The sequence below is a fragment of the Desulfomicrobium macestii genome, assembly GCF_014873765.1.
In the GTDB taxonomy this organism is placed as follows: Bacteria; Desulfobacterota; Desulfovibrionia; order Desulfovibrionales; family Desulfomicrobiaceae; genus Desulfomicrobium; species Desulfomicrobium macestii.
In genome coordinates, this window is the sequence record NZ_JADBGG010000012.1 from 81,380 (window position 1) to 106,392 (window position 25,013).

The 25,013-nt window shown below is 61.4% G+C and carries 20 protein-coding genes; 16 read left to right on the forward strand and 4 right to left on the reverse strand.

Translation table 11 applies throughout. The features are described 5' to 3' along the window. Window positions 1–74: 74 nt before the first annotated feature. The 10 genes from H4684_RS09520 to lysA all read left to right on the forward strand — a co-directional run bounded on the left by H4684_RS09520 (window position 75) and on the right by lysA (window position 9,844). The gene (locus H4684_RS09520; RefSeq protein ID WP_192623549.1) at window positions 75–815 is read left to right on the forward strand and encodes a basic amino acid ABC transporter substrate-binding protein; all 741 of its coding nucleotides are present in this window, start codon (window positions 75–77) and stop codon (window positions 813–815) included. Window positions 816–878: 63 nt separating this feature from the next. Then, the gene (locus H4684_RS09525) at window positions 879–1,685 is read left to right on the forward strand and encodes an amino acid ABC transporter permease (protein WP_192623550.1); all 807 of its coding nucleotides are present in this window, start codon (window positions 879–881) and stop codon (window positions 1,683–1,685) included. Then, a complete protein-coding gene (locus H4684_RS09530; protein ID WP_092191728.1) occupies window positions 1,672–2,412 on the forward strand; it encodes an amino acid ABC transporter ATP-binding protein in 741 nt (246 codons plus the stop codon). Before H4684_RS09525 ends, H4684_RS09530 begins: the two co-directional genes overlap by 14 nt. A 2-nt stretch (window positions 2,413–2,414) precedes the next feature. Further along, the gene (locus tag H4684_RS09535; RefSeq protein ID WP_192623551.1) at window positions 2,415–2,903 is read left to right on the forward strand and encodes an HIT family protein; all 489 of its coding nucleotides are present in this window, start codon (window positions 2,415–2,417) and stop codon (window positions 2,901–2,903) included. An 11-nt stretch (window positions 2,904–2,914) separates the two neighbouring features. Next, entirely contained in the window at window positions 2,915–3,262 is a 348-nt protein-coding gene (locus H4684_RS09540) for a LapA family protein (protein WP_192623552.1), read from the forward strand. A gap of 93 nt (window positions 3,263–3,355) precedes the next feature. Then, entirely contained in the window at window positions 3,356–4,375 is a 1,020-nt protein-coding gene (locus H4684_RS09545) for an SDR family oxidoreductase (protein ID WP_192623553.1), read from the forward strand. 54 nt (window positions 4,376–4,429) lie between these two features. Further along, window positions 4,430–5,524, forward strand: coding sequence for a tetratricopeptide repeat protein (locus tag H4684_RS09550; protein ID WP_192623554.1), 1,095 nt, complete (start codon window positions 4,430–4,432; stop codon window positions 5,522–5,524). Beyond that, window positions 5,521–8,139 carry a DNA mismatch repair protein MutS gene (mutS, locus tag H4684_RS09555; protein WP_192623555.1) on the forward strand — a complete coding sequence of 873 codons (2,619 nt, stop codon included), beginning with the start codon at window positions 5,521–5,523 and terminating at the stop codon, window positions 8,137–8,139. The genes H4684_RS09550 and mutS overlap by 4 nt, the downstream gene beginning before the upstream one ends. Next, on the forward strand, window positions 8,136–8,552 hold the full coding sequence (locus H4684_RS09560; RefSeq protein ID WP_192623556.1) for a hypothetical protein: 417 nt from the start codon (window positions 8,136–8,138) through the stop codon (window positions 8,550–8,552). The genes mutS and H4684_RS09560 overlap by 4 nt, the downstream gene beginning before the upstream one ends. A 20-nt stretch (window positions 8,553–8,572) precedes the next feature. Then, window positions 8,573–9,844, forward strand: a complete 1,272-nt coding sequence (gene lysA, locus H4684_RS09565; RefSeq protein WP_192623557.1) for a diaminopimelate decarboxylase — start codon at window positions 8,573–8,575, stop codon at window positions 9,842–9,844. Between the two features lie 161 nt (window positions 9,845–10,005). Here lysA and H4684_RS09570 read toward each other — a convergent pair whose 3' ends face one another. Together H4684_RS09570 and H4684_RS09575 are read right to left on the reverse strand one after the other, a co-directional pair. Beyond that, window positions 10,006–11,139 (reverse strand): SO_0444 family Cu/Zn efflux transporter, encoded by a 1,134-nt coding sequence (locus tag H4684_RS09570; protein ID WP_192623558.1) that lies wholly within the window; start codon window positions 11,137–11,139, stop codon window positions 10,006–10,008. Continuing rightward, on the reverse strand, window positions 11,136–11,495 hold the full coding sequence (locus H4684_RS09575) for an ArsR/SmtB family transcription factor (protein ID WP_092191745.1): 360 nt from the start codon (window positions 11,493–11,495) through the stop codon (window positions 11,136–11,138). The genes H4684_RS09570 and H4684_RS09575 overlap by 4 nt, the downstream gene beginning before the upstream one ends. Before the next feature lie 241 nt (window positions 11,496–11,736). Here H4684_RS09575 and H4684_RS09580 point away from each other — a divergent pair, with 241 nt between their 5' ends. The 3 genes from H4684_RS09580 to H4684_RS09590 all read left to right on the forward strand — a co-directional run bounded on the left by H4684_RS09580 (window position 11,737) and on the right by H4684_RS09590 (window position 14,631). Next, entirely contained in the window at window positions 11,737–12,759 is a 1,023-nt protein-coding gene (locus H4684_RS09580; RefSeq protein ID WP_192623559.1) for a GGDEF domain-containing protein, read from the forward strand. A 121-nt stretch (window positions 12,760–12,880) separates the two neighbouring features. Then, complete coding sequence (locus tag H4684_RS09585) at window positions 12,881–13,687, forward strand: helix-turn-helix transcriptional regulator (protein ID WP_192623560.1); 807 nt, start codon at window positions 12,881–12,883, stop codon at window positions 13,685–13,687. A 41-nt stretch (window positions 13,688–13,728) separates the two neighbouring features. Next, window positions 13,729–14,631: a DMT family transporter gene (locus H4684_RS09590; RefSeq protein ID WP_192623561.1), complete on the forward strand. Its 903-nt coding sequence runs from the start codon at window positions 13,729–13,731 to the stop codon at window positions 14,629–14,631. A gap of 219 nt (window positions 14,632–14,850) precedes the next feature. Here H4684_RS09590 and H4684_RS09595 read toward each other — a convergent pair whose 3' ends face one another. Further along, on the reverse strand, window positions 14,851–16,137 hold the full coding sequence (locus tag H4684_RS09595) for a citrate synthase (RefSeq protein WP_192623562.1): 1,287 nt from the start codon (window positions 16,135–16,137) through the stop codon (window positions 14,851–14,853). Between the two features lie 167 nt (window positions 16,138–16,304). Further along, window positions 16,305–18,995: a bifunctional acetate--CoA ligase family protein/GNAT family N-acetyltransferase gene (locus tag H4684_RS09600; RefSeq protein WP_192623563.1), complete on the reverse strand. Its 2,691-nt coding sequence runs from the start codon at window positions 18,993–18,995 to the stop codon at window positions 16,305–16,307. A 172-nt stretch (window positions 18,996–19,167) separates the two neighbouring features. Between H4684_RS09600 and acs the strand changes: the two genes are divergently transcribed. The 3 genes from acs to H4684_RS09615 all read left to right on the forward strand — a co-directional run bounded on the left by acs (window position 19,168) and on the right by H4684_RS09615 (window position 24,980). After that, complete coding sequence (acs, locus tag H4684_RS09605) at window positions 19,168–21,141, forward strand: acetate--CoA ligase (protein WP_192623564.1); 1,974 nt, start codon at window positions 19,168–19,170, stop codon at window positions 21,139–21,141. A 113-nt stretch (window positions 21,142–21,254) separates the two neighbouring features. Then, window positions 21,255–21,827, forward strand: coding sequence for a TetR/AcrR family transcriptional regulator (locus H4684_RS09610; protein WP_192623565.1), 573 nt, complete (start codon window positions 21,255–21,257; stop codon window positions 21,825–21,827). Between the two features lie 3 nt (window positions 21,828–21,830). Next, entirely contained in the window at window positions 21,831–24,980 is a 3,150-nt protein-coding gene (locus H4684_RS09615) for an MFS transporter (protein WP_192623566.1), read from the forward strand. The last annotated feature ends 33 nt before the right edge of the window (window positions 24,981–25,013 follow it).

Consider the following 25,013-nt stretch of genomic DNA (forward strand, 5'->3'; position numbering starts at 1 on the left):
TAACGATTTTATGTCATTTTGGTCTGTCGGACAATTTTTCGGGAAATCATCATTTTACCAGCTCTGGAGGACGTATGCGTACACGGATTGCACTTGTTTTGCTGGCTCTTTTGCTCATGGCCGGAAATGCCCTGGCCAAGGATGTCGTTTTTGCGGTGGATGCCACCTATCCGCCCATGGAAATGATCGACGCCGACAAGAACATCGTCGGTTTTGGTCCCGAGGTCGTTATCGCCATGGGCAAGGCCGGCGGATTCAACCCGATTCTCAAGAACACCGCATGGGACGGCATCTTCGCGGGACTTGCTTCCGGCAAGTACGACGCCATCGCCTCCTCGGTCTCCATCACCGACGAGCGCAAGCAGAACATGGATTTTTCCGATCCCTATTTTGAAGTGAAGCAGGGCGTCATCGTGCCCAAGGGCTCGGGCATCGCTTCCGTTGCCGACCTTGCCGGCAAGACCGTTGCCTCCCAGATGGGCACCACCGGCTACTTTCTGTGCAAGAAGATCGAAGGCGCCACCGCCAAGTCCTATGACGAGATCGGCCTGGCCGTGGAAGATCTCTACAACGGCCGTATCGATGCCGTCATCGCCGACGACGCCGTCGCCTCCAACTACGCACTGCAGCATGAGCAGTATTCCCAGAAGCTGACCCTGGCCTTTCTGATCGCCCCCGAATCCCCGGAATACCTGGGTTTTGCCGTGAACAAGGGCAACAAGGAAATCGTCGATCTGATCAACTCCTCCCTGGCCGCCATCAAGGCCAGCGGCGAGTACGACAAGATCTACGCAAAATGGTTCGGAGCCAAATAATGTCATGACCGGGGCAAACGCCCCGGTTTTCCTTTTTTTTCAGCGATTACGACAAGGCCAGTCATGAACCCACAATATTCCACAAAAGCTGTCAAGATCGACATCGGCGACGGCGCGGCCATCCCCCTGAAAAAGGACTCGGGCCTCTTCAACGCATGGTGGCTCACCTTTTTCGGCGCCATCGGCATCATCATCTATCTGTGCGTGACACAGCCCGAGCCATACTGGCGGATTCTGCAATTTCTTCCCGACGGCGTCCTGGTCACCTTCCAGGTCACGTTCCTGTCCATCATGCTTTCCCTTGTGCTTGGGCTCATTACAGGTCTTGGCCGGCTGTCTCGCAACAAGGTCCTGAACCTGATCGCCTCGACCTACGTGGAAGTCATCCGAGGAATCCCGCTCCTGGTGCAGCTGTTCTACATCTATTTCGCCCTGGGACGGCTTGAGCTCTTCAAGGATCTTCCGCCCATGGCCGCGGCTGTGCTCGCCATGGGCATCTGTTACGGCGCCTACATGGGCGAGGTATTCCGGGCAGGCATCGACTCCATCGACAAGGGACAGGCCGAAGCGGCCAGATCCCTGGGTTTCAATCGTCTCCAGACCATGATGTACGTAGTCCTGCCTCAGGCCTGGCGGACCATCCTGCCGCCGGTGGGCAACGAGTTCATCGCTCTTTTGAAAGACAGCTCCCTGGTCTCCATTCTGGCCGTGTCGGACCTGTTGCGCCGAGGCCGGGAATTCGCCAGCGAATCCTTTCTGTACTTCGAGGCTTACACAATGGTGGCCCTTGTCTATCTGGTCATCACGCTCTTCTTGTCCAAGGCCGTCAGTAAAATGGAGCAGAGGTTGAATTATTATGAACGGGACTAGGCCCATCATCGAAATCAAGAACGTCTACAAGTTCTTTGGCCAGTTGCAGGCATTAAACGACGTCAGCCTGTCCATCAATTCCGGAGAAAAGGTGGTCATCATCGGTCCCAGCGGATCGGGAAAGTCCACCCTGCTGCGTTCCATCAACCGCCTCGAAACCATTGACAGCGGAAGCATCGTGGTCGACGGACAGGATATCAACGCCAAGGATAACGATATCAACCTGATCCGCCAGGAGCTGGGCATGGTTTTCCAGAGCTTCAATCTGTTTCCGCACAAGACGGTGCTTGGCAACCTGACCATGGCACCCATGAAGCTGAAAAAAGTGCCGGAGCTTGAGGCCAAGAAACGGGCTCTCGCCCTGCTCGACAAAGTCGGCATCCGGGAGAAGGCCGAGGTTTATCCAGCCATGCTTTCCGGCGGGCAGCAGCAGCGCGTGGCCATTGCCCGGGCGCTGGCCATGAACCCCAAGATCATGCTCTTCGACGAGCCGACCTCCGCCCTGGACCCCGAGATGATCGGTGAGGTCCTGGACGTCATGGTCACCCTGGCCAGAGAGGGCATGACCATGGTCGTCGTGACCCACGAGATGGGTTTTGCCCGCGAAGTGGCGGACCGGGTCATCTTCATGGATCACGGCCAGATCGTCGAGACCGGAACTCCGGAGCATTTCTTCACCAGCCCCGAACATCCGCGCACCAAAAAATTCCTGAGCCAGATCCTGTAGACATGAAAACACTGCACGCGCCATGGCGCATCAACTACATTCTCGGCCCAAAGCCCGACAGCTGCGTCTTCTGCCTGCCCGAATCCACGGACGGCGACGAGGATCGCTTCGTACTGCACCGCGCCGAGAACTGTTTCGTCATCATGAACATCTTTCCCTACTCCAGCGGGCACCTCATGGTCACCCCGTATCGACACGTCAGCAACATCACCGAGCTCGACACGAGGGAAAGTCATGAGATCATGGACTATGTACAAAAGTGCTCTTTTATCTTAGAGCAGGCTTTCAATCCGCACGGAATCAACATCGGCGTGAACATCGGCGAGGCGGCCGGCGCCGGGATCAAGGAGCATCTTCATGTGCACCTTGTGCCGCGCTGGAACGGAGACCACTCCTTCATGGCCGTCATGTCGGAAACAAGCGTTCTGCCCGAGCATCTGCGCTCGACATACAAGCGCTTGAAGCCCTATTTCAACAACCTTCAACGGTAGAGGTGATACGGATGCGATATCTCAAAGTGCTGGGCCTGGTAGCCCTTTTCTTTTTCTCCATGCTCTTCTTTGTTCAGAACCATGACATCCTGATTCAGGAACTGGCGCTGGAGCTCAAGGTTTTCGGCTGGCACTACCAGACCGAGGCTGTGCCCTTCTACCTGATCATCCTCATGGCTTTCGTGATCGGTTCCCTGCTCTGCACGTTCTATTTCTTCCTGGAAAAAATCCGCCTGTCCAAGCAGTGCCGCCAGTACAAGAAGGAAATGGACGCCCTGGAGCGTGAAGTCGCATCCCTGCGTCCCAAGACCATGGATGAGTACACCACCCCGGAATCCACCGAAAACATCCAGAACTAGCACATCTGGAACGATCCGTCGTCCACTCTGCTGTCGTGCGTCCCAAGGATCATCCCTTCGGGACGCAATTTTTTTCCTCATACCGGGTAGCTCATGCATAACAAAACACTCACCGCTCTTGAATCCAAACGCCACTGGCTCATCACCGGCGTTGCCGGTTTCATCGGCTCCAATCTGCTGGAAACCCTGCTGCGCCACGATCAGCAGGTCACGGGACTGGACAATTTTTCCACCGGCCACAGGCACAATCTAGGCGAAGTCCAGGGCAGCATGACTCCCGAACAGTGGGCCCGCTTCCGCTTCATCGAAGGCGATATCCGGGACCTGCCCACCTGCATGGAAGCCTGCCGGGGCGTGGACTACGTCCTGCATCAGGCCGCGCTCGGCTCGGTGCCCCGCTCCATCGTCGATCCCCTGCTGACCAACGCCAACAACGTGACCGGCTTTCTGAACATGCTCGTCGCCGCCAAGGACAGCAAGGTCACGCGCTTCGTGTATGCGGCCTCAAGCTCCACCTATGGCGATCATCCCGGCCTGCCCAAGGTCGAGGAGACCATCGGCAAGCCGCTGTCTCCCTACGCCGTGACCAAGTACGTCAACGAGCTCTACGCCGAGGTGTTTTTAAAGACCTACGGCATGGACAGCGTGGGCCTGCGCTACTTCAACGTCTTCGGAAAGCGGCAGGATCCCGAGGGCGCCTACGCGGCGGTCATCCCCAAATGGTTCGCGGGGCTGCTGCGTGAAGAGACCGTGTGGATCAACGGCGACGGCGAAACGAGCCGCGACTTCTGCTTCATCGACAATTGCGTGCAGGCCAACATCCTGGCAGCATGCGCCACGGCTCCTGAAGTGGCCGGGAGCGTGTTCAACGTCGCCTTTGGCCAGCGCACCACCCTTGGCGAGCTTTTTTATCTCATCCGCGACGAGGCCGCCAAGTTCAAGCCGGCCTGCGCCGAAGCGCAGCCCTCGCACAGGGATTTCCGGGCCGGGGATGTGCGCCATTCCCTGGCGGATATTTCCAGGAGCCGCCGGCTGCTCGGCTACGACCCTGCCTTTGGCGTCCGCGACGGACTGGCCCGGGCCGGAGAGTGGTACGCCCGGCACCTGGGCTGATTGATTGAAAAATTACAACGAGTTGGACTGCAAAAAAACGTTGGGGGCAAACAAATGCAATGGCTAAGGTCCCTCCTGGGACTGCGCGACGACCACGCCGACCTCTTTTCGCCCGTGCCGCCCAATCCGGCCCTGGACGCCCTGGCCGCCATCGACGACCTTTCGCGGGCCATGCGCAACCATCATGGAGCGATCGAGATCTGCTCGGCACTGGGCAACCTCTACCGCATGCGCGGGGAGCTTGACCGGGCCATTCAAATGCGCAGCTCCCTTCTGCAACGCGCGGATCTCGGCCGCGAGGATCAGTCCCGGATCTATTTCGAGCTCGGCCGCGACTATTCCCGGGCGGGCATCCTCGACCGCGCCCAGGAGGCCCTGCGCAAATGTCGCGATATCGGCGGCGACAATCCCGCCCTGGAGCTGGAGCTGGCCCTTCTGCACGCCAAGGGCGGGGATTTTCTGGCCGCCAGCCGTCAATACAGGAAAATGGGACTCGATCTGCAGGCTGCGCATTACCTGGTCCGGGCCGCCACGACCGGAACCGAGGCCGCTGACCAGGGCCTGTTGGCGGAAGCCCGGGAGATCTATCCCGCCTCTCCCGAGGCCTGGCTGGAAGGGATCATGTTTCAGATCAGCCGCGAATCCTGGGACGATGTCATCGCGCTGCTCGACCAGGGACTGGGATCGGTCGGCACGCATCTGGGCTTCGTGCTGCTCGATCCCCTGCTCGACTACGAGGATTCGGGCGTGCCGGTGAAGGCCATCCTGCCCGCGGCGCATCTGGACGCCTTGCTGGCCGTCATTGACAGGCACCCTCCGGAACTTGCCCCGCTGCATTACGCCGGATGCCTGCTGCGCGCCCACGGCCGCGTCGAGGAGGCCAAGACCTGGCAGGAGAAAACCCTGCTCATGAGTCCGGCCTTCTGGCCTGCCCGCCTGGAGCTTCTGACCATGTCCCTGCCCGAGCAGCAGATGACTCCGGTGTTCGAGTTTCAGCTGGAATTCCTGCTGCGCCGCGCACGCGAGGCGAAACGCTTTGTTTGCGCCCGCTGCGGATTGAAACGCGGCCAGATCTTCTTCTGCTGTCCCAAGTGCATGTCCTGGCACTCCATAACCATCCGCCAGCTCCTCAGCGACGAAGCGTCATGAACACGGTCAAGGTCACGCCCATGATGGAGCAGTACCTGCGGGTCAAGGGAGAATATCCGGGCACCCTCGTGTTTTTCCGCATGGGAGATTTTTTCGAACTCTTCTTCGAGGACGCCGAAATCGCGGCCCGGGAGCTGCAGATCACGCTCACCAGCCGCAACCCCGGCGCGGAAAATCCCGTGCCCATGTGCGGGATGCCCCACCACGCCATCGACGAATATCTGCGCCAGCTGCTGGACAAGGGCTACAAGGTGGCCCTGTGCGATCAGGTCGAGGACCCCAAGCAAGCCAAGGGACTGGTCAAGCGCGAAGTGACCCGGGTGCTGACCCCCGGCACCGTGGTCGAGGACATGAACCTCGACGCCAAAGGCCACAATTTTCTGGGCGCCCTGTACTGGGAAGCCGACCTTGGCGGCGGACTGGCCTGGGTCGATTTTTCCACCGGGGCCTGGTCGGGCATCCAGACCAAAAGCGAGGCCGTGCTCTGGCAGTGGCTGGTCAAGATGAACCCGCGCGAACTGCTCCTGACCGAAACCCAGGCCCTGCCCAAGGGATTTGAGCAGTGGCAGGCCAAGCTTTCGCGCTATCCGCAAAAATCCTATTTCGACGAGCGCGGGGCCCGGGACAAGATCCTGCGCGCGCAGGCCGTCCCAACCCTGCAGACCCTCGACCTTGACGACAAGCCCGCCCTGATCCGCTGTTGCGGCGCGCTGCTGACCTATCTGGAGCTGACCCAGAAGCGCGACCTGAGCCATCTTGCGCCCTTCACCCCTCTGGATCTCTCCGCCACCCTGCTTCTGGACGAGGTCACCGAGCGCAATCTGGAGCTTTTCAGAACCATGGACGGCAGCAAGGGACGCGGCACCCTGTGGCAGGTCCTGGACCAGACCCAGACCCCCATGGGTGGCAGGCTGCTGGAAACCAGAATGCACCAGCCCTTCAAGGATCTCGGAAGCATCCTGCCCGTGCAGGAGCTGGTCGCCTATCTGCACGACGGCGATATGATCCGCGAGGATCTGCGCCGGGCGCTGGACAAGGTCTACGATCTGGAGCGCCTGTGCACGCGCATTGTCGTCAACCGCTCGACACCCAAGGATTTCGCCGCGCTCAAGGCGTCGCTGGGCGTGCTGCCGCGTCTGCATCAGGCTCTGCTTGAACTTGAGTCCCCGCCGCCACGCCTTGGCGCACTGCTGCGCGACTGGGATGATCTGGACGACGTGCACGCTCTGTTGGCCCGCGCGCTGGCCGATTCCCTGCCGCCGGTCATCACCGAAGGGGGGCTCTTCAGGCCGGGCTATGACGCGGCCCTCGACGAGCTCATGGACCTGACCGATCACGGTGAGACGGCGCTGACGGACATGCTCGAACGCGAGCGCACGGCCTGCGACATCCCCAAGCTCAAGCTCGGGTACACCAAGGTCTTCGGGTACTATTTCGAACTGAGCCGGGCCGTGGCGGCTGAACCGCCTGCCCACTTCATACGCCGCCAGACCCTGGTCAACGCCGAGCGCTACATCACCGAGGAGCTCAAACTCCTGGAGGAGAAGCTCCTGAGCGCTTCTGACCGGCGTAAGACCTACGAATACCAGCTTTTTCTCGCCCTGCGCGAGGAAGTGGCCGGACACCGCTCCCGTTTCATGCACATGGCCAAAATTCTGGCCGAGCTTGATTGCGCCCAGGGGCTCGCCCATGCCGCGCGCAAATGGGAATGGAGCAGGCCCGAACTGCACGACGGGCTTGAAATCGCCGTCAAAGGCGGACGCCATCCCGTGGTCGAGGCGGTGCAGGGCCGCTCGGGTTACATCCCCAACGACCTGACCCTGGACGACTCGGGCCGGGTGCTGCTCATCACCGGACCGAACATGGCCGGTAAATCGACGGTGCTGAGGCAGGTGGCGCTCATCTGCATCCTGGCCCAGATGGGCGGGTTCGTTCCCGCCGCCAAGGCCCGGCTTGGACTTTGCGACCGCATTTTTTCCCGGGTTGGCGCATCGGACAACCTGGCCATGGGCCAATCGACCTTCATGGTCGAAATGACGGAGACGGCACGCATCCTGCGGCAGGCGGGCAAGCGCTCCCTGGTCATCCTGGATGAGATCGGACGGGGCACGAGCACTTTCGACGGTCTGTCCCTGGCCTGGGCCGTGGCCGAGGAGCTGGCCCGTCGTCAGGGCGGAATCCGCACCCTTTTCGCGACGCATTACCACGAGCTGACCGTCCTTGAGGAACGCTTGCCCGGGGTGCGCAATTACAATATCGCCATCAAGGAATGGAAGGGCGACATCGTCTTTTTGCGCCGCATGGTCCCGGGGCCCGCGGACCGCAGCTACGGCATCGAGGTTGCCCGGCTGGCAGGCGTCCCGGCCTCGGTCGTGACCCGGGCCAAGGAGATCCTGGCGGTGCTGGAGCGACACGCTCCCGGCGGGGCCAAACGCAACGACTTCATCAGTCGGCAGGTCTCCCTGCCCGGCCTGACCAAGGCGGCGGTTCCACAAAAACAGCCCGAGGAACACGAGGTTCTGAAGGCCCTGAAAAAACTCAACGTCAACGAGCTTTCCCCCCTGGACGCACTCACCCTGCTCCACCAGTGGAAAGCAATGGCAGGATTGTCATGAAACGCACTCTTTTCCTGTTTCTTGTTCTCGTGCTCGCCGCCTGCGGCAAAAAGGAATGGCCGCAGCCCATCGTCAGCGATGAGATGATCCAGATCAATCACATGGAGGCCCGCATGGAAGAGGGCTGCGTGCTGATCAATGCCAAGCTGGGCGGACGGCTGGTCAACCTCGAATATTTCATGGTCGAGATCGAGCAGGACGGCTGCCCCACCTGCCCGTTCACCCCGTCCTTCGTGCGCAAATACTACCCCTACAGTTCCGGGGTGTACCGCCAGGAAAACAGCTACATCTTCACCATCTGCGAACCGCTGCCGGGCCAGACCCTGCGCATCCGCCTCAAGGCGGACAACACGCACCAGATCATCTCCCCGGCGCTGTCCGAAATCATCACCCTGACCCCATCCGCCCCCTAATCCCCCAAAGGAGAACATACATGCACTATTTTCAATACAAGAATGGTCAACTTCACGCCGAGGACATCGCCGTGGCCGATCTGGTCTATGAATACGGCACTCCGCTCTACATCTATTCCGCGACGACTTTAAAGCGCCACTACAAGGCCTTCGATTCCGCCTTCGAGGGCATCGACCACCTGACCTGCTACTCGGTCAAGGCCAACTCCAACCTGAGCTTCCTCAAGATTCTGGCCCAGGAAGGCGCGGGCACGGACATCGTCTCCGGGGGCGAACTTTTCCGGGCGCTCAGGGCCGGAGTGGACCCGAAGAAGATCGTCTATTCGGGTGTGGGCAAGAAGGTCGTCGAGATCCAGGAAGCCCTCTTCGCAGACATCCTCATGTTCAACGTGGAGTCCGTGCAGGAGCTTGAGCGCATCAACGAAGTGGCCGCCGGGCTGGACAAGGTCGCGCGTGTCAGCCTGCGCATCAACCCCGACGTGGACCCCAAGACCCACCCCTACGTCTCCACCGGCCTCAAGGAAAACAAGTTCGGCCTGTCCCGCCCCGATGCCCTGAAAGCCTACGCCCTGGCCAAGAGCCTGCCCAATGTCGAACCCATCGGCATGGATTGCCACATCGGCTCCCAGCTGACCCAGCTTTCCCCCTTCATGGAAGCGCTGGACAAGCTCAAGGAGTTTCATGGCCAGTTGCTGGAGATGGGCATCAAGATCAAGTACATGGACTTAGGAGGCGGCCTTGGCATCACCTACAACGAGGAAACCCCGCCCCACCCCGAGGAGCTTGGCAAGGCTCTGGTCGAGTCTTTGAAGGATCTGGACGTGACCCTCATCCTCGAGCCCGGCCGTGTCATCGCCGGAAACACCGGCATCCTCGTGACCGAAGTGCAGTACACCAAGACCAACGAAGACAAGACATTCGTCATCGTCGACGCGGCCATGAACGACCTGGTTCGTCCCTCCCTGTACGGTTCCTACCACCGCATTGCTTCGGTGCGTGAAGGAAACGGCGAGGAAATGACCGCCGACGTGGTCGGCCCCATCTGCGAATCCGGCGATTTTCTGGCCAAGAACCGCACCTTCCCCAAGGTCGGCCAGGGCGATCTGCTGGCCGCCTTTTCGGCCGGAGCCTACGGGTTCGTCATGTCCTCGCAGTACAATTCCAGGGCTCGCGCCGCCGAGATCATGGTCGAGGGCGACAAGCACGTGGTTATCCGCAAGCGCGAGGTCTACAACGACCTTGTGGCGTTGGAAGAGGATGGGCTGGCGTGCATCGGCCGACTGAAGAAATAGCCTTGCGGCTTGAATGAAAATCCCCCCGGCAGCTTCAGGCGGCCGGGGGGATTTTTTTGTGAAAGCGCGGAAAGCTTATTCAGGAGGGCCGGGCGGAAGATGAATGTGGACAGTCCATGCCCTTGCTCCCGTCCATGGGATCTTTCAAGCCATGCGACCTTTCAACCGCGCCGCCCGAATTTCTGCATCGCCATCAGCGCAAGCGCGCGCCCCAGGATCGCGAGCATGACCAGGGCGGCCACGACGGAAAGCAGACCGCCCTCCTCGGATCCCAAGTCACCGAGCCAGGCGTGCACCTCGTAGCCGAGCCAAAAATAGAGGGCATCGGCCGCCACGGCGCAGACGAGGGTGACGGCGATGATGGAACCTACGTAGATGATGGCGGATTTCTTGCCCAGCATCCTGCCGACCATGACCATGGTGGCCGCGTTGGTGGCCGGTCCGGCAAGCAGGAAGACCAGCAGCGCGCCGGGCGAGAAACCCTTGAGGGCCAGGGCCGCCGCGATGGGCGTGCTGGCCGTGGCGCAGACATACATGGGCAGGGCCACGGCCAGCATGGCCAGCATGGCGGTCAGCCCGCCGCCCGGCAACATGCGTCCCAGGTCGTCGGGCAGGTAGACGGTGATGACGCCCGCCAGCAGGATGCCAAGCGTGAACCAGGGCGCGATGTCCGCCAGCAGATCGTCGAAGGCGAAGCGCTGGCCGCCCAGAAAACGCCTGAAGCGCGATGGCGCGGCCGGATCGCCGCCGCAGGAACAGCAGCCGGAAGCGCAGGCCGACGCGGCGCCGAGGGGCGTAAGGTCCGGAGTCGTCCGGAGATCCTGAAGCGCGCCCTTGCCGATGCCATGCTCAGCATCCTTGCCGGGTTCCTTGACTGGTTCCTTGCCTGGATCCTTGTCTGCCGCGTCGATAAGCACGCCCGTCACCATGGCCGTCAGAAAGGCCGAAGCGGGGCGCAGCACGGTCATGAGCGGATCGAGAAGCGCCCAGCTCACGGCCATGGAATCCACGCCGGTCTCGGGTGTGGAAATGAGAAACGAGGCCGTGGCCCCCTTGCCGGCTCCCTGTCGCCTGAGCCCCGCCGCCGCCGGGATGACCCCGCAGCTGCACAGAGGCAGGGGCACGCCGAAGAGCGCCGCCTTGAAGATGTTTCCGGACTGATTCCTGCCCAGATGCCGCGCCACCAGATCGGACGGCACAAAGGCCCGCAGCAGTCCGGCCATGAAGAAACCGAACAGCATCCAGAGCGACGAATCGACCAGGATGTCCCAGCATGCCCACAAGAATTCGTTCATTCCCCGCACCTCTGCCGACAGTGATCAAGGGCCATGTCCATGAGCTTTTCGACGTGCTCGTCATGGATCGTGTAAAAAATCACCTTGCCCGCCCGCCTGCCGCGCACAAGCCTGGCCGTGCGCAAAAGGCGCAGCTGGTGGGACACGGCCGAAATGGTCATGCCCAGCACCGCCGCCAGGTCGCACACGCACAGCTCCCCAAGACGCAGGGCGTCCATGATCTTGAGCCGCGTCGGGTCGGAAATGACACCCAGAAGCCCGGCGGCTTCTTCGAGCACGCCATCGTCGGTCCTGCCCAGCAGCGCTCTGTTTACATTTTCTTCATGGATACAGCGGACTTCGCAGACATCCTTCATGGCAACTCCCTTTATGTTCGGACTAAGCGGCTCTTCATTGGATCAATGTTGGGTCAATAATCCGGTCAATAGTTGAACAGTTGCTCAAATATTGATTTAAAACGTCCAGGTCAAGGGCAAGGGGTGGGCCAGATTCCTCTTTCAAGGCGAGGCTCTTTTCCGTATTGTCTGGCCCCGGGCGCATCCCGGCCTCTCGTCCGGAATAGGACGGATAACATTTTTTCATTGAACACGAGTGCAGATGAACTCTCCGGAATCGGCCCAGCCCTCCGCACCGCCCCTCGACACGAAGGCCTTGGTGCATGTTTTTGAGCAGCTCTGGAAACATTCCAGCGATCCGTTCTGGATCTGCACGCCCGCTGGCGACGACTATGAATTGCTGTTGGCCAACGATGCCGCCCTGCGCCTTGACGCCAGGCAAATCGCCGGAAACACGGTGCGCACCATCGTCGGGTACGGCCCCGAGGGCGACGAACTCATTTCCGGATATCACCAGTGCATGCTCTCGGGCGAAGCCGTGACCTTCGAACAGCGCCCCCTCCTGCAAGGCAGCCGGCGATTGTTTGAAACACTGCTCGTGCCGGTGAAGAACGACACCGGCGACATCACGCATATCTGGGGCATGGCGCGCGACCTGACGCGCTTTCTGGTTTCACAGAACGCCCTGGTGCATCTGAACGAACAGCTCGAAGCCAAGATCCTGCAGCGCACCATTGAGCTCGAAGAGGCCAACAAGAGGCTGGCCGAACTGTCCGTCACCGACGGGCTGACAGGCATCGCCAACCGCCGCAAGTTCGATGTCGTGCTGGCCGAGGAATGGACCCGGGCTGTACGCGCGGGATCGACACTGGCGCTTGTCATGCTCGATATCGATCACTTCAAGAAGTACAACGATCATTACGGTCACCAGCAGGGCGACGACTGTCTCAAGCGGGTGGCGGAGGTATTGCGGGCGGGCGCACGCCGTCAGGGGGATCTTGCGACGCGCTACGGTGGCGAGGAATTCTGCATGATCCTGCCCGATACCAGCCTGGACGGGGCATTTGAGATCGCCGAACGGCTGCGGCGTGAAGTGGAAGAGCTGAACATGCCGCACGAGCAGTCGGACTTCGGCAGGGTCACGGTCAGCCTGGGGGTGGCGGCGAGCACGCCAGGCAAGGATCAGGGCCCGGCCGAACTCTTGCGTCTGGCCGATGCATCCTTGTACCGGGCCAAGTCCGAAGGTCGAAATTGCGTCCGGGGCTCTTCACCCTGGATCGTTTGAATTTCCTGTCAGGGGTGACAGTGCTGCGAACACACGCATGATTTCGGCTTGAAAAAAAATCCGGGAGAAGGCGCAATTTTTTCCAAGACGGCCTCCCCCTCTGTGGTCTATCAGCTTGCCCATGTCCTGCCCGTCCATCAATTTCCTTCATGTCCAGCCCGGTCTTGAAATGAGCCAGGTCGCGCGCAGCAGCCATGTCTTCCCCCGCCATTTCCATGACGATCTTTACGCCATAGGACTCATGCATCAGGGAGCAAGCTACTGCCTCGGCCCGTCGCATTCCGAAGCCACCGTGCGGCAGGGACAGGCATGTCTGATCAATCCAGGGCAGGTCCACTCCGGCGTGCCGATTTCGGACGACACCATATCCTACACCATGTTCTACCTGCGCGCGGATCTGGTGCGGAGCATGGCGGAAGACATGAGCCGTCGGCCCGAAGCGGCTCCCGAATTCACGATCTTGATCTGCGACCGCCCGGATCTTGTCATGTCCCTGTACAGGCTGGCGCAGAACCTGACCGCGAGTCACGGACTGGCGCGGGAATCGGCGCTGGTCAGAACCCTGGGGGACATTCTGGGGGCGCACTGCGGAGTGAAAAGCGAGTCTCCGGCTCTTCCCATGCTCGTCCGGCATGCCAAGGAGATGCTGCGCTCGAATCTGGACCATAAATTAACCTTGCGGGACATGGCGGCCGTGCTCGGGGTGAGCCAGTACCACCTGCTGCGTTCCTTCAAGCGGCAGACCGGGATTCCTCCCCATGTCTTCCGCACCCAGCAGCGCGTGGAACGAGCCAAGTCCCTGATCCGGCAAGGCATGGTACTGTCCGAAGTGGCCCAGGTCACGGGCTTTGCCGATCAATCCCATTTCAGCAACACGTTCAAGCTCTATACCGCAGCCACGCCGGGGCAGTACGCGCTTCTGCCCTGAGGCTTTCCGGTCCGCTCATCTTCATCAATTCAGGAGCCTGCATGAAATCCGAATCCCTTTCCATGACCGCCGTAAGCCCCATCGCCCTTCTGCCTCGTCTGGCCGTGCTGGGTGCGGTGGTGCTCTGGGGGGCATCCTTCTCGACCATGCGCATCGCCCTGCAGGACCTGCATCCGATGAGCGTGATGTGGCTGCGCATGATCATCGCCCTTGCGTGCATCCTGCCGCTGTACCGGACGGTGAGCCTGTCCGCATACCGCAAGGGCGACTGGAAACTGCTCCTGGCCGCCGTCGTTTTTCAGCCCTGCCTCTACTTCTGGCTCGAATCCGCGGCCCTTGGCCTGACCAGTTCGGCCCAGGCCGGGATCATCTCCGCCTCTGTCCCCCTGCTCGTGGCCGTGGCCGCCTGGATGATCCTCAAAGAGCCCCTGAGCACGCGCGTCGTCGGCGGCCTGCTTCTCTCCGTGGCGGGTGTCGCGGTCCTGACCCTCGGCGGGGAAGCCACCGTGTCCGCCCCTTCTCCGCTTCTTGGCAACAGCATGGAATTTCTGGCCATGGTCTGCGCGGCCGCGAACATGATCATCATCCGCATTCTGGGCAGGCGCTATGACGCCTGGACGCTGACGGTCATGCAGGTCGTCACGGGCTGTCTTTTCTTTTCACCGGGCATCGTTCACCTGCTGGATGTTCCGGCGGGCACTTTCGACATGCAGCTGATCCTGATCCTCGTCTTTCTCGGCGCGGGCGTGACACTGGGCGCTTTTTCCCTCTACAACTGGGCCATCACCCGCATGCCCGCGAGCACGGCCTCGGCGCACATCAATCTCATTCCCGTGGTCGCGGTGGGTTGCGGATTCGCCTTTCTGGGCGAAACCATGAACCCGTTGCAGATGGCCGCGGCCTGCGTGGTCCTCTTCTCGGTCCTCATGACCCAGAAATCGTAGGGGCGGCCCTACGTGGCCGCCCTCTTAACACACCATAAAAACGCCAGCCGCAGGAACCAAAAAAAGGGGCAGGCACAAAAGGCCTGCCCCTAAGATTGGGCGGTGTGGCAACGCATCGTTCAATGAACCATATCGTGCCGTGGTGGGCGGTGTGGCGACGCATCGTTCAATGGACCACACCATTTCCGTAGGGGCGGCCCTGCGTGGCCGCCCTCTTGATCAACGATCCTTCATCGGTATGTAATCCCGGATGTTCGGCCCCACGTAAACCTGGCGAGGGCGATGGATGCGGGTGTTCTCTTCCAGATGCTGTTCGTGCCAGTGCGCGATCCAGCCCGGCAGGCGGCCGATGGCGAACATGACCGGGAACATGTTCACCGGGATGTTCAGGGCGCGCAGGATCAGCCCGGAATAGAAGTCCACGTTGGGATAGAGCTTACGCGAAACGAAATAATCGTCATGCAGCGCGATCTCTTCAAGTTCCTGGGCGATGTCGAGGAACGGGTCCTTGATGTGCAGGGAGGCCAGCAGGTTCGTGGCGCATTCCTTCAGGACCTTGGCCCGGGGGTCGAAGTTCTTGTAGACCCTGTGCCCAAAGCCCATGAGCCTGAATTCCTTGCGTTTGACCTTCTCGATGCACTCCTTGACCGTGAGATCCCCGTCGCGGATGTTTTCAAGCGTGTGCACCACGGCGGAGTTGGCCCCTCCGTGCAACCGGCCCCACAGGGCGCAGATTCCGGCGGAAACCGAGGCAAAAAGGTTGGCTTCGCTCGATCCGACCATGCGCACCGTGGAGCAGGAACAATTCTGCTCGTGATCGGCGTGCACCATCAGGAACTGCGACAGGGCCTTCTGCGCTTCGGGAGTGGGCACGTGCTCCTTGTAAGGCACGGAGAACATCATGTGCAGAAAGTTTTCGCAGTAGGAGCGGCTGGGGTCCGGGTAGATGATGGGCAGCCCTGCGGACTTGCGATAACTGAAAGCCGCGATGGTGCGCACCTTGCTGACGAGCTTGGCCACGGCCTTGCGAAACACGGCTTCGGTCTGGATGTCCAGCAGATCAGGGTTGTAGGCCCCCAGGGAATTGATGACCGCCGAGAGGATGGCCATGGGATGCCCGTTGGGTGGAAAACCTTCGAAGTGGTGCATGAGATCCTCATGCAGCAGTGCCGTATCGCCGAGCATGGTCCGGAAGGCGGCCCGTTCCTCGCGGGTCGGCAGTTCGCCGAAAACGAGGAGCATGACCGTTTCCACAAAGGAACTCTGCCTGGCCAACTGCTCGATGGGGTAGCCGCGATAACGCAGAATTCCCTTCTCTCCGTCCACGAAGCTGATTGCGCTGTAACATGATCCGGTATTGGCGTAGCCTTGGTCCAGGGTGATGACCCCGGCCTGGCTGCGCAGACAGCTCACGTCCACCGCGACTTCGCCCTCGGTGCCGCGCACGATGGGCAGCTCGTAGGACTTGCCGTCAATGGTCAAAGTGGCTGTATCTTTTTTTTGCATGAATCCTCCTGCAATCTTTCCCCTCGCCAGGAAAAAGACCAGTCTTGAACACGTTCCGAGCCTGTCCTCGCTCAGGCGGGGACAGGCTCGTGCTCGTAAAGAAATCGTTTAACGGAAATCGATTGAATTATCCAGATGTCCCGAGGCGCTGAAAAAACGGGAATATTTCAACTTCCGGGTTCCCACTCCCAGAGGGGAAGGCGCATTTCGACCAGCTCCTCCTCGTAGTTATGGGATATGGTCAGGCCAAACCGTTTGGCAAGGCCGATCATGCCCTTGTTGCGGGGCATGGTCTGGCCTTCGAGGTAGCGGGTTCCGCGTCCCTTGCAGTAGCGGATCATCTTTTCGAACAGCACCGAGCCAAGGCCGGTTCCCTTCATGTCCGCGCTGATGATTATGGCGAATTCGGCCGACGAATTGTCGGGTTTGGTGGATGTGCGCACCACGCCGAGCGTCCTTGGCACCCCGTCGACATTCTGCGTGGCGATGAAGGCCATCTCGCGGTCGTAGTCGATCTGGGTGAATTTGGGCATGTCGCTCAGGACGAAGTTCTGGATCAGGCCGAAGAAGCGCAGCCGCAGGTCTTCCTCGGGCAATTTGTGGATGAAATCGAGGTGGGCCTGGGCGTCCTCGGGGCGAATGGGCCGCAGGAGGACCTGCTCGCCGTTTTTCAGGCGCACGCACTCTTCAAGCTCGCGCGGGTATGGACGGATGGCCAGCCTTTCCGGGCCCGAGACCTGCGTGGGCTGAATCCAGATCCGGGCGCCCAGCGCCAGCACTCCAAGGTCGTCGGCAAAGATCGGGTTCATTTCAAGAGTCACGATCTGGGGCAGGTCTATGACCATCTGACTGATCTGGATGAGGGCCAGGCAGATGTCGTCGATGTCCGCCGCAGCCTGCCGCCTTGAGCCCTGCAGAAGTTTATAGATGCGGGTGCGGGAGATGAGTTCCTTGGCCAGGCCCATGTTCAGCGGAGGCAGGGTCACGGAGTGGTCGTTGATGACCGGCGCGGAGACGCCGCCGTGGCCGAAGCGCAGCACCGGACCGAAGATCTTGTCCGTGAAGACGGAAATGAAAAGCTCGTGGGCGCCGGGCCTGCGGCCCATCTTCTGGACGGTGAAGCCCTCGATGTAGGCGTTAGGGACCTGGGCATGGACGCGCGCGGACATGTTGGCGGCCGCTTCGAAAACCAGATCGGGCGTGGTCAGGTCCAGGGCGATGCCGCCAATGTCGAAAGGCTGACTGATCTGAGGCGAACGGATCTTGAGCGCCACCGGAAAGCCGATCTCGGATGCCGCCTCCACGGCCTGCATGGCCGACTTGCAGATCTTGGTCTCGACCACGGGCACACCGTAGGCCGCCAGGACCTGACGCGATTCGTCCTCGGTGAGGTGGTTGCGGCCATCTTCGAGGGCGTCCTTGATGATCTTCAGGGCGTGTTCGGTATCCGGAAAAAAGTCCGCCGGCAGCGAATCCGGGGTCTGCATCAGGATTTTTTGCGTGCGCTTGTAGCGCAGCATGTGCAGGTAGGCCATGATGGCCTTGCCCGGACGGTCGAAAACCGGAATGGCCGCCTCCTCGAAGACGTCCTTGGTGTCGCGCACCGTCTCCTCGCCCAGCCAGTTGGCGAGCACGAGGCAACGGCTGGTCTTGGCGACCTGGGTCACGGCCTGGGCGATTTCAAGGCTGGAAGTGCCCTGAAACGGAACATGCAGAATGAGCACGCAGCCGACATCCGCCGCGCGGACCAGAACGCTCAGGACCCGGGCGTAGGTGTCGGGCGTGGCATTGTAGGGCAGGGTCACGGGGTTGTCGGAGCAGCGCTCATGGCCCAGGATCTCCTCCAGCTTGAGCTGGGTTTCCTCGGTGATGGAGGCGAGCTCTCCCCCGCCGTTGGTCAGGGTGTCGGCGGCCAGCAGTCCGATGCTCTGTCCGTTGGTCATGATGGCCAGGCCGTTGCCGCGCAGCGGCTTGTAGTTGGCCAGGGTGCGCGCGCCCTCGAACAGGGAGTCGATGTCGTCCACGCGGACCATGCCTGCCCGGCGGAAGGCGGCGTCGTAGATCTGATCCTGATCCATCTCCGTGAGTTCGCTGGCTGCGTCGCGCAGGTCGCAGGGCAGACGGCGCGGACGGATGACCAGAATGGGCTTGTTGCGGGCGCTGGCCCGGGTCGCGGACATGAAGCGGCGTGCGTCCTGGATGTTTTCAACATAGAGCAGGATGGCCTTGGTGGCCGGATCGGACCCAAGATAGTCGAGCACGCAGCTGAAATCCACGTCCAGCTGGCGGCCAAGCGAAATGCAGTGGGAAAAGCCGACGTTGTTGGTCTTGGCCCAGTCCAGAACCGATTCGAAGAGGCTGTCGGACTGGGTCACAAAGGCGATGCGTCCCTCCTTGGCCCCCACCCGGGACAGGCTCGCGTTGACTCCGCTCGCCGGGACGATCATGCCCAGGCTGCCCGGGCCGAGCACGCGGATGTCTTTCTCTCGCAGCACGGTGCGGATCTTTTCGTCCATTTGCGCTCGCTCTTTGGCTTCAAGCAAGGCATAACCAGGGTCCATGATCACGGCTACGTGGGTGCCGCTGTCGGCCAGTTCGACGAGACGATCCGGGATTTCGTGCGCGGGAGAGCAGATGATGGCCATGTCCGGCGTCAGCGGCAGGGAAGCCACGTCAACATATGAAAGGACGCCGAAAATGGCCTCCTGCGCTCCGGAAACAGGCAGCACTGGTCCGAGGAACTTGCCGGACATGAGGTTGCGCATGAGGATGGCGCTGACTGAATTCGGATCGCGGGACGCACCGATGATGGCCAGGGAATTGGGCTTGAACAACAGATCCAGGTGTTTGACGCTCATCGTCCGAAAAGCTCCGTTTACCGACATGAAGGTGGTGGCGTTTCCGTTAACCGCCAATATCAGCCATTTACCAGAAAAGGGGGGAAAACAAAATTCATTTCTTCTACACACTATTGCCAGATGAAGTCCTCGACAAGGACACCGCCTATTCAACAGTAAAGGAGGAATCACCATGACACCTGACAATATCCAGAGCCTGCAGCACGAACAGCGCCTCTTCACCCCACCCGCCGCCAAGCGCGCCCATATCCCCGACATGGCCACCTACGAGGAGCACTATCGCCGCGCCGACCAGGATCCCGAAGGCTACTGGGCCGACCGCGCCAAGGAACTTCTCAGCTGGAGCAAGCCCTGGGACAAGGTCATGGACTGCGATTTCAACATTCCGAAAATCAACTGGTTCGTGAACGGCAAGCTCAACGTCAGCTACAACTGTCTCGACCGGCACGTGGAGAACGGCCTGGGCGACAAGACCGCCATCATCTGGCAGGGCGAGCCCGAAGAGGACGTCCGGCACATTTCCTACCGCGAGCTTTTGGCCGATGTCGTCCGCTTCGCAAACATCCTCAAGAAACTCGGTGTCGGACGCGGCGACCGCGTGGCCCTCTACATGCCCATGGTTCCGGAGCTGGCCGTGGCCATGCTGGCCTGCACGCGCATCGGCGCCACCCATTCCATCGTCTTCGCGGGATTCTCGGCCGCAAGCCTCATGAACCGCATCCAGGACTGCGAGGCCAAGGTGCTGGTCACCGCCGACGCGGTGCTCCGCGCAGGAAAGAAGATTCCGCTCAAGGGCAATGTCGACGACGCCCTGACCGACTGCCCCACCGTGACCAGCTGCGTGGTCCTGAAGCGCGCCGGCATCGACATCAACATGGTCGAGGGCCGGGACCTCTGGTGGCACGACGTCGTGGCCGATCCGAACATCGCCCCGACCTGTCCGTGCGAACCCATGGACTCCGAAGACCTGCTCTTCATTCTCTACACCAGCGGCTCCACGGGCAAGCCCAAGGGCGTCATGCACACCACGGGCGGCTATCTGACCTACGCGGCCCACTCGACGCAGCTGGTCTTCAACCTGCATGACGACGACATTCATTTCTGCACGGCGGACATCGGCTGGATCACCGGGCATACCTACATCGTGTACGGCCCTCTTGCGCTGGGCGTGACCTCTGTCATGTTCGAAGGCGTGCCATCCTATCCCGATCCGTCGCGCTTCTGGCAACTGGTCGAAAAATTCAAGATCACTTCCTTCTACACGGCCCCCACGGCCATCCGGGCGCTCATGCGCGACGGATCCGAATGGACCAAAAAGAACGACCTCTCCTCGCTTCGTGTGCTGGGCAGCGTCGGCGAACCCATCAATCCCGAAGCCTGGATGTGGTACCATGAGAACATCGGCAAATCCAATTTGCCCGTGGTCGATACCTGGTGGCAGACGGAAACGGGCGGCATCCTCATTTCCGCCCTGCCCTTCGCCACGCCGCTCAAGCCAGGCTCCGCCACACGCCCCCTGCCCGGCGTACATGCCCGCATCGTTGACGCCGAAGGCAATCCGACCACTGCCAACGAAGGTGGGCATCTGATCATCGAACGCCCCTGGCCGGGCATGCTGCGCGGCGTGTTCGGAGATCCCGAGCGCTTCAAGCAGCAGTACTTCGACCGCTTTCCCGGCAAATACGAAGCCGGTGACGGCGCGCGCCAGGACGAGGACGGATACTTCTGGATCATGGGCCGCCTTGACGACGTCATCAACGTCTCCGGGCATCGTCTGGGCACGGCCGAGATCGAGTCCGCCCTAGTCTCCCATCCGGCCGTGGCCGAGGCCGCCGTGGTCGGCATGCCCCACGAGATCAAGGGACAGGCCATCTATGCCTACGTCACCCTGCGCGCCGACGCGGACGAATCCGACGAACTCATCAAAGCCCTGCGCAATCATGTGCGCAAGGAGATAGGGCCGCTGGCCTCTCCCGAAGTCATCCAGTTCACCGTGGGCCTGCCCAAGACCCGCAGCGGAAAGATCATGCGCCGCGTGCTGCGCAAGATCACCTCGGGCTCAACGGCCCTTGAGGACTTCGGTGACACCTCGACCCTTGCCGATCCTTCCGTCATCCAGGACCTGATCGCCGGACGCCACAACTAACCCCAGGCCCCGGTCGCACCTCCCTCGCGGGCGTGTCCTTTTGGGCACGCCCTTTTTCTTGACCTGAGCACGGAATGAGTAAATAAATACTCACACGATAAAGGAGGACCACCATGTCACGACCAGTCATGAAGCGCGAAACCATAGAAGACTCGGCCATCCGCCTCTTTGCCACCAAAGGGCTGGCCCGCACGACCATAAAGGATATCGCGGGCGAGGCCGGAGTCACCGAAGGCGCATTGTACCGCTATTACTCCGGCAAGGAAGAGATGGCCTGGAAGCTTTTCAACCGCGAGCTGGACCAGTTCACCCATCTTGTTTCCGAGGTCCTCTTCGACGACCGCATGCCTTTCGATCTGCGGCTGGGGCTCGCGATCCAGACCATTTACGACTATTACACATACAATGGCGACCAGTTCGCCTTCATCCTGCTGACCCAGCACGGCTTTCCCGAGGACAAGCTCCTGAGCCGCGAGACCGAGCCCATGGCCATGGCCGAACGCTTCGTCGGTCAGGCGGTGGGTGCGGGCGAGATTCCCCCCTGCGATGCCGACCTGCATGCGGGGCTGCTCATGGGCGCCATCCTGCAGCCTCTGGTTCTGCACCGCTACGGCAAGCTCGAACTTACCCCCGAAACACCCGCGCTGGTCACCACCTCCTGCCTGCGCATGCTGGGTCTGTGCTGAGCCATGGAAGCCGTCAAATCGAGCCATCGCCGTCTTCTGGGAATCCGTGGGTTCATGCCCTACCTCATGGTCGTTCTGATCAACGCCATGCTCGACCTCGGGCACAAGATCATCATCCAGAACACGGTCTTCAAATGCTATGACGGGTCCACGCAGATCGCGCTGACCGCCCTGGTCAACGCCTGCATCCTGCTGCCCTTCATCATGTTCTTCACTCCCGCCGGTTTTCTGTCCGACCGCTTCTCCAAGCACCGGGTCATGCGCTGGACCGCGGGCCTGGCCATACCGCTGACCGTGCTCATTTACGGCAGCTATCTGCTGGGCTGGTTCGAGGCGGCCTTTGTCCTGACCCTGATCCTGGCCGCGCAGTCGGCCTTCTATTCTCCTGCCAAGTACGGCTACATCAAGGAGATGGCGGGCAAGGACAACCTCGGCATGGCCAACGGCGTGGTCCAGGCCGTGACCATTGTCGCCATACTCCTCGGCGGGGTGCTCTTCTCCCTGCTTTTCGAGTCCCTCATCGGCGACGCGACGACCAAGGAAGGCATCCTGCAAGCCATCGCTCCAAGCGGCCTGCTGCTCATCGCCGGGGCCGTGGCGCAAACCCTGACGGCTCTGCGCATCCCGCAATACAAGCCGGGCGACGCCTCACTGCGCCTCGATTTCAGGACATATGCCAAAGGGACATATCTCAAGGAAAACTTGAAGAACATTCACGGCCATGAAACCATCTGGCTGTGCGTGCTCGGCCTGTCGCTCTTCTGGGCCGTCAATCAGGTCCTTTTTGCCGCCTTCGGCGCGCATCTCAAGGATTTCGCGGGCGTGACCTCCACCGTTGTCGCCCAGGGGCTGCTGGCCATCGGGGGCGTGGGCATCATCGCCGGTTCCATCACCGCCGGGCGGCTGTCGCGGACCTACATCGAGACCGGGATCATCCCGCTGGCCGCCCTGGGCATGACCCTCTGTCTGGCCATCATTCCCGGCATGAGCAACATTCCGGCCCTGGGCAGCCTGCTGGCCGTGTACGGCTTTTTCGGCGGCCTCTACGTGGTGCCGCTGAACGCGCTCATCCAGTTCAATGCCAAGGATTCGGACCTGGGCACCATTTTGGCCGGAAACAATTTTCTGCAGAACGTGTTCATGCTGTGCTTTCTGTGCGTGACCGTGCTGGCTTCCCTGACCGGACTTTCGAGCGTGCCCATCATCCTGGCCCTGGCCGCGATCATGGGGCTTGGATCTGTGCACACCCTGCGCAAGCTGCCCCAGGCCTTCATGCGTTTTTTGCTGCGAATCGTCTTTGCGCAGCGTTACCGGCTGGTCGTGAGCGGTCTGGAGAACATTCCGTCCCAGGGCGGGGTGCTGCTTCTTGGCAATCACACCAGCTGGATCGACTGGGCCGTGCTGCACCTGGCCGTGCCCCGGCCCGTGCGTTTCGTCATGTCGCGTCATTATTACAGCCGCTGGTATCTGCGCTGGTTTCTGGACCTCTACCGCGTCATCCCCATCTCATCCGCCGCCAGCAGCTCGGCCCTGCGCAAGATCACCGAGAATCTCAAGGCCGGGGAATGCGTGGTCCTGTTTCCCGAGGGCGCCATCAGCCGCAACGGCCAGCTCGGGGCCTTCAGGCGCGGCTACTGCATTCCGGCGGTCCAGAGCGAATGCGTCATCGTGCCCTTCTACCTGCGCGGCCTGTGGGGCAGCAGGTGGTCCGCCGTGAGCAGGCATTTCCGCCGCAACACCAACGGAGTCCTGGCGCGGGACGTCAACCTGTGCTTCGGCCCCGCCCTGCCGGCCTCGGCCACTCCCCAGGAGGTCAAGGACGCCGTGCATCGTCAGTCCATCCTGGCCTGGCAAGAGTTTGCCCGCACCCAGACCTCCATCCCGGAAAAATGGCTGCGCGCGGTCAAGCGCGCCCCGGCAAGGCTGGCCGTGGCCGACTCCAGCGGAGCCCAGGCCACGGGCGAAGAACTGTTTCTTTGCGCCCTGAAGCTTTCCAGCAAGCTCAAGACCCTGCCCGAAACGGCGGTGGGCATCCTGCTGCCGCCGGGTGTCAGGGGCGCGGCGGCGAACATGGCCGTGCTCATGGCCGGCAAGACGACCGTCAACCTTGATCCGGGATTGTCCGCCGAGGCCTTTGCGAGCTGCCTGCATCAGGCCGGGATCGAGACGGTGCTCAGCACCCGCGAGCACCTTGAAAGGTTGCGCGGCCGGGGATGCGCCGCTCTTCGAGACGACATGAGCTTCATGTTCGTGGATGACTGCCGGACATACCTGCGCGGCACGGCTCCGGCGCGCGCCCTGATCCGCCTTCTGCCGGTGGCGTTGCTGCGTTTCATCCTGCCCCTGCGCGTCAAGCCGGAGGCCACGGCCGCCATGATATTCGTGCAGAGAGAGGAGCGGATGCCGGTTGGCGTGCGCCTTGGACATTCCAGCATCATCACCAACGCCCGGCAGATAGCGTCCCTCTTTCCGCCCCGGGGCGACGACGTGCTGCTGACCGCCATGCCCCTGTACGACGCCCTTGGGCTGACCACGACCATGTTCCTGCCGCTGCTTGAATCCGTACCCATGGCCTGCGCCCATGACCCTTTTGAGGCCCGTAAGATGGGGCGCATGTGCGTCGATTTCGAGGCGACCATGCTCTGCGCCGATCCCGCGATGCTGGAAGCGTACGTAGTCAGTCCCGTCCTGCATCCGCTCATGTTCGCGTCGCTGCGCTCCGTCCTGTCGGGCGGATTGGCCCTTTCCGATCACTGCGTGCAGGCCTTCCGCCACAAGTTCGGGCTCATAGTCCATGACGGCTACGGCACCACCGAGACCACCCCGGTGGCCACCGTCAACGCCCCCGACGTGCTCAATCCCCTGGACCTGAGCGTGCAGCAGGGCCGCAAACCCGGCACCGTGGGCCTGCCCCTGCCCGGCTCCGCCCTGCGCATCGTGCATCCGCAAACCCTGACCGACCTGCCCCACGGCGAGAGCGGCCGCATCCTCATCGGCGGAACCCAGGTCATGCAGGGCTATCTGGGCCGGGATGACCTGACCGAAAAGGCCGTCATCGAAACGGACGGCATCCGCTGGTTCGTCACCACGGACCGGGGCAGGCTCGACGAGGACGGCTTTCTGGTTCTTGAAATCGGACAAGAGCGGTCTTGAATTTTGCGACGCATCGATTTAGGGCACGCACCT

Coding starts and splice junctions, on each gene's coding strand:
- H4684_RS09560 (WP_192623556.1), top strand. CDS start 8,136: ATGAAACGCACTCTTTTCCTGTTTCTTGTTCTCGTGCTCGCCGCCTGC.
- H4684_RS09535 (WP_192623551.1), top strand. CDS start 2,415: ATGAAAACACTGCACGCGCCATGGCGCATCAACTACATTCTCGGCCCA.
- H4684_RS09600 (WP_192623563.1), bottom strand. CDS start 18,995: ATGAGCGTCAAACACCTGGATCTGTTGTTCAAGCCCAATTCCCTGGCC.
- H4684_RS09545 (WP_192623553.1), top strand. CDS start 3,356: ATGCATAACAAAACACTCACCGCTCTTGAATCCAAACGCCACTGGCTC.
- lysA (WP_192623557.1), top strand. CDS start 8,573: ATGCACTATTTTCAATACAAGAATGGTCAACTTCACGCCGAGGACATC.
- H4684_RS09590 (WP_192623561.1), top strand. CDS start 13,729: ATGAAATCCGAATCCCTTTCCATGACCGCCGTAAGCCCCATCGCCCTT.
- H4684_RS09520 (WP_192623549.1), top strand. CDS start 75: ATGCGTACACGGATTGCACTTGTTTTGCTGGCTCTTTTGCTCATGGCC.
- acs (WP_192623564.1), top strand. CDS start 19,168: ATGACACCTGACAATATCCAGAGCCTGCAGCACGAACAGCGCCTCTTC.
- H4684_RS09585 (WP_192623560.1), top strand. CDS start 12,881: ATGTCCTGCCCGTCCATCAATTTCCTTCATGTCCAGCCCGGTCTTGAA.
- mutS (WP_192623555.1), top strand. CDS start 5,521: ATGAACACGGTCAAGGTCACGCCCATGATGGAGCAGTACCTGCGGGTC.
- H4684_RS09610 (WP_192623565.1), top strand. CDS start 21,255: ATGTCACGACCAGTCATGAAGCGCGAAACCATAGAAGACTCGGCCATC.
- H4684_RS09550 (WP_192623554.1), top strand. CDS start 4,430: ATGCAATGGCTAAGGTCCCTCCTGGGACTGCGCGACGACCACGCCGAC.
- H4684_RS09530 (WP_092191728.1), top strand. CDS start 1,672: ATGAACGGGACTAGGCCCATCATCGAAATCAAGAACGTCTACAAGTTC.
- H4684_RS09615 (WP_192623566.1), top strand. CDS start 21,831: ATGGAAGCCGTCAAATCGAGCCATCGCCGTCTTCTGGGAATCCGTGGG.
- H4684_RS09570 (WP_192623558.1), bottom strand. CDS start 11,139: ATGAACGAATTCTTGTGGGCATGCTGGGACATCCTGGTCGATTCGTCG.
- H4684_RS09580 (WP_192623559.1), top strand. CDS start 11,737: ATGAACTCTCCGGAATCGGCCCAGCCCTCCGCACCGCCCCTCGACACG.
- H4684_RS09540 (WP_192623552.1), top strand. CDS start 2,915: ATGCGATATCTCAAAGTGCTGGGCCTGGTAGCCCTTTTCTTTTTCTCC.
- H4684_RS09575 (WP_092191745.1), bottom strand. CDS start 11,495: ATGAAGGATGTCTGCGAAGTCCGCTGTATCCATGAAGAAAATGTAAAC.
- H4684_RS09525 (WP_192623550.1), top strand. CDS start 879: ATGAACCCACAATATTCCACAAAAGCTGTCAAGATCGACATCGGCGAC.
- H4684_RS09595 (WP_192623562.1), bottom strand. CDS start 16,137: ATGCAAAAAAAAGATACAGCCACTTTGACCATTGACGGCAAGTCCTAC.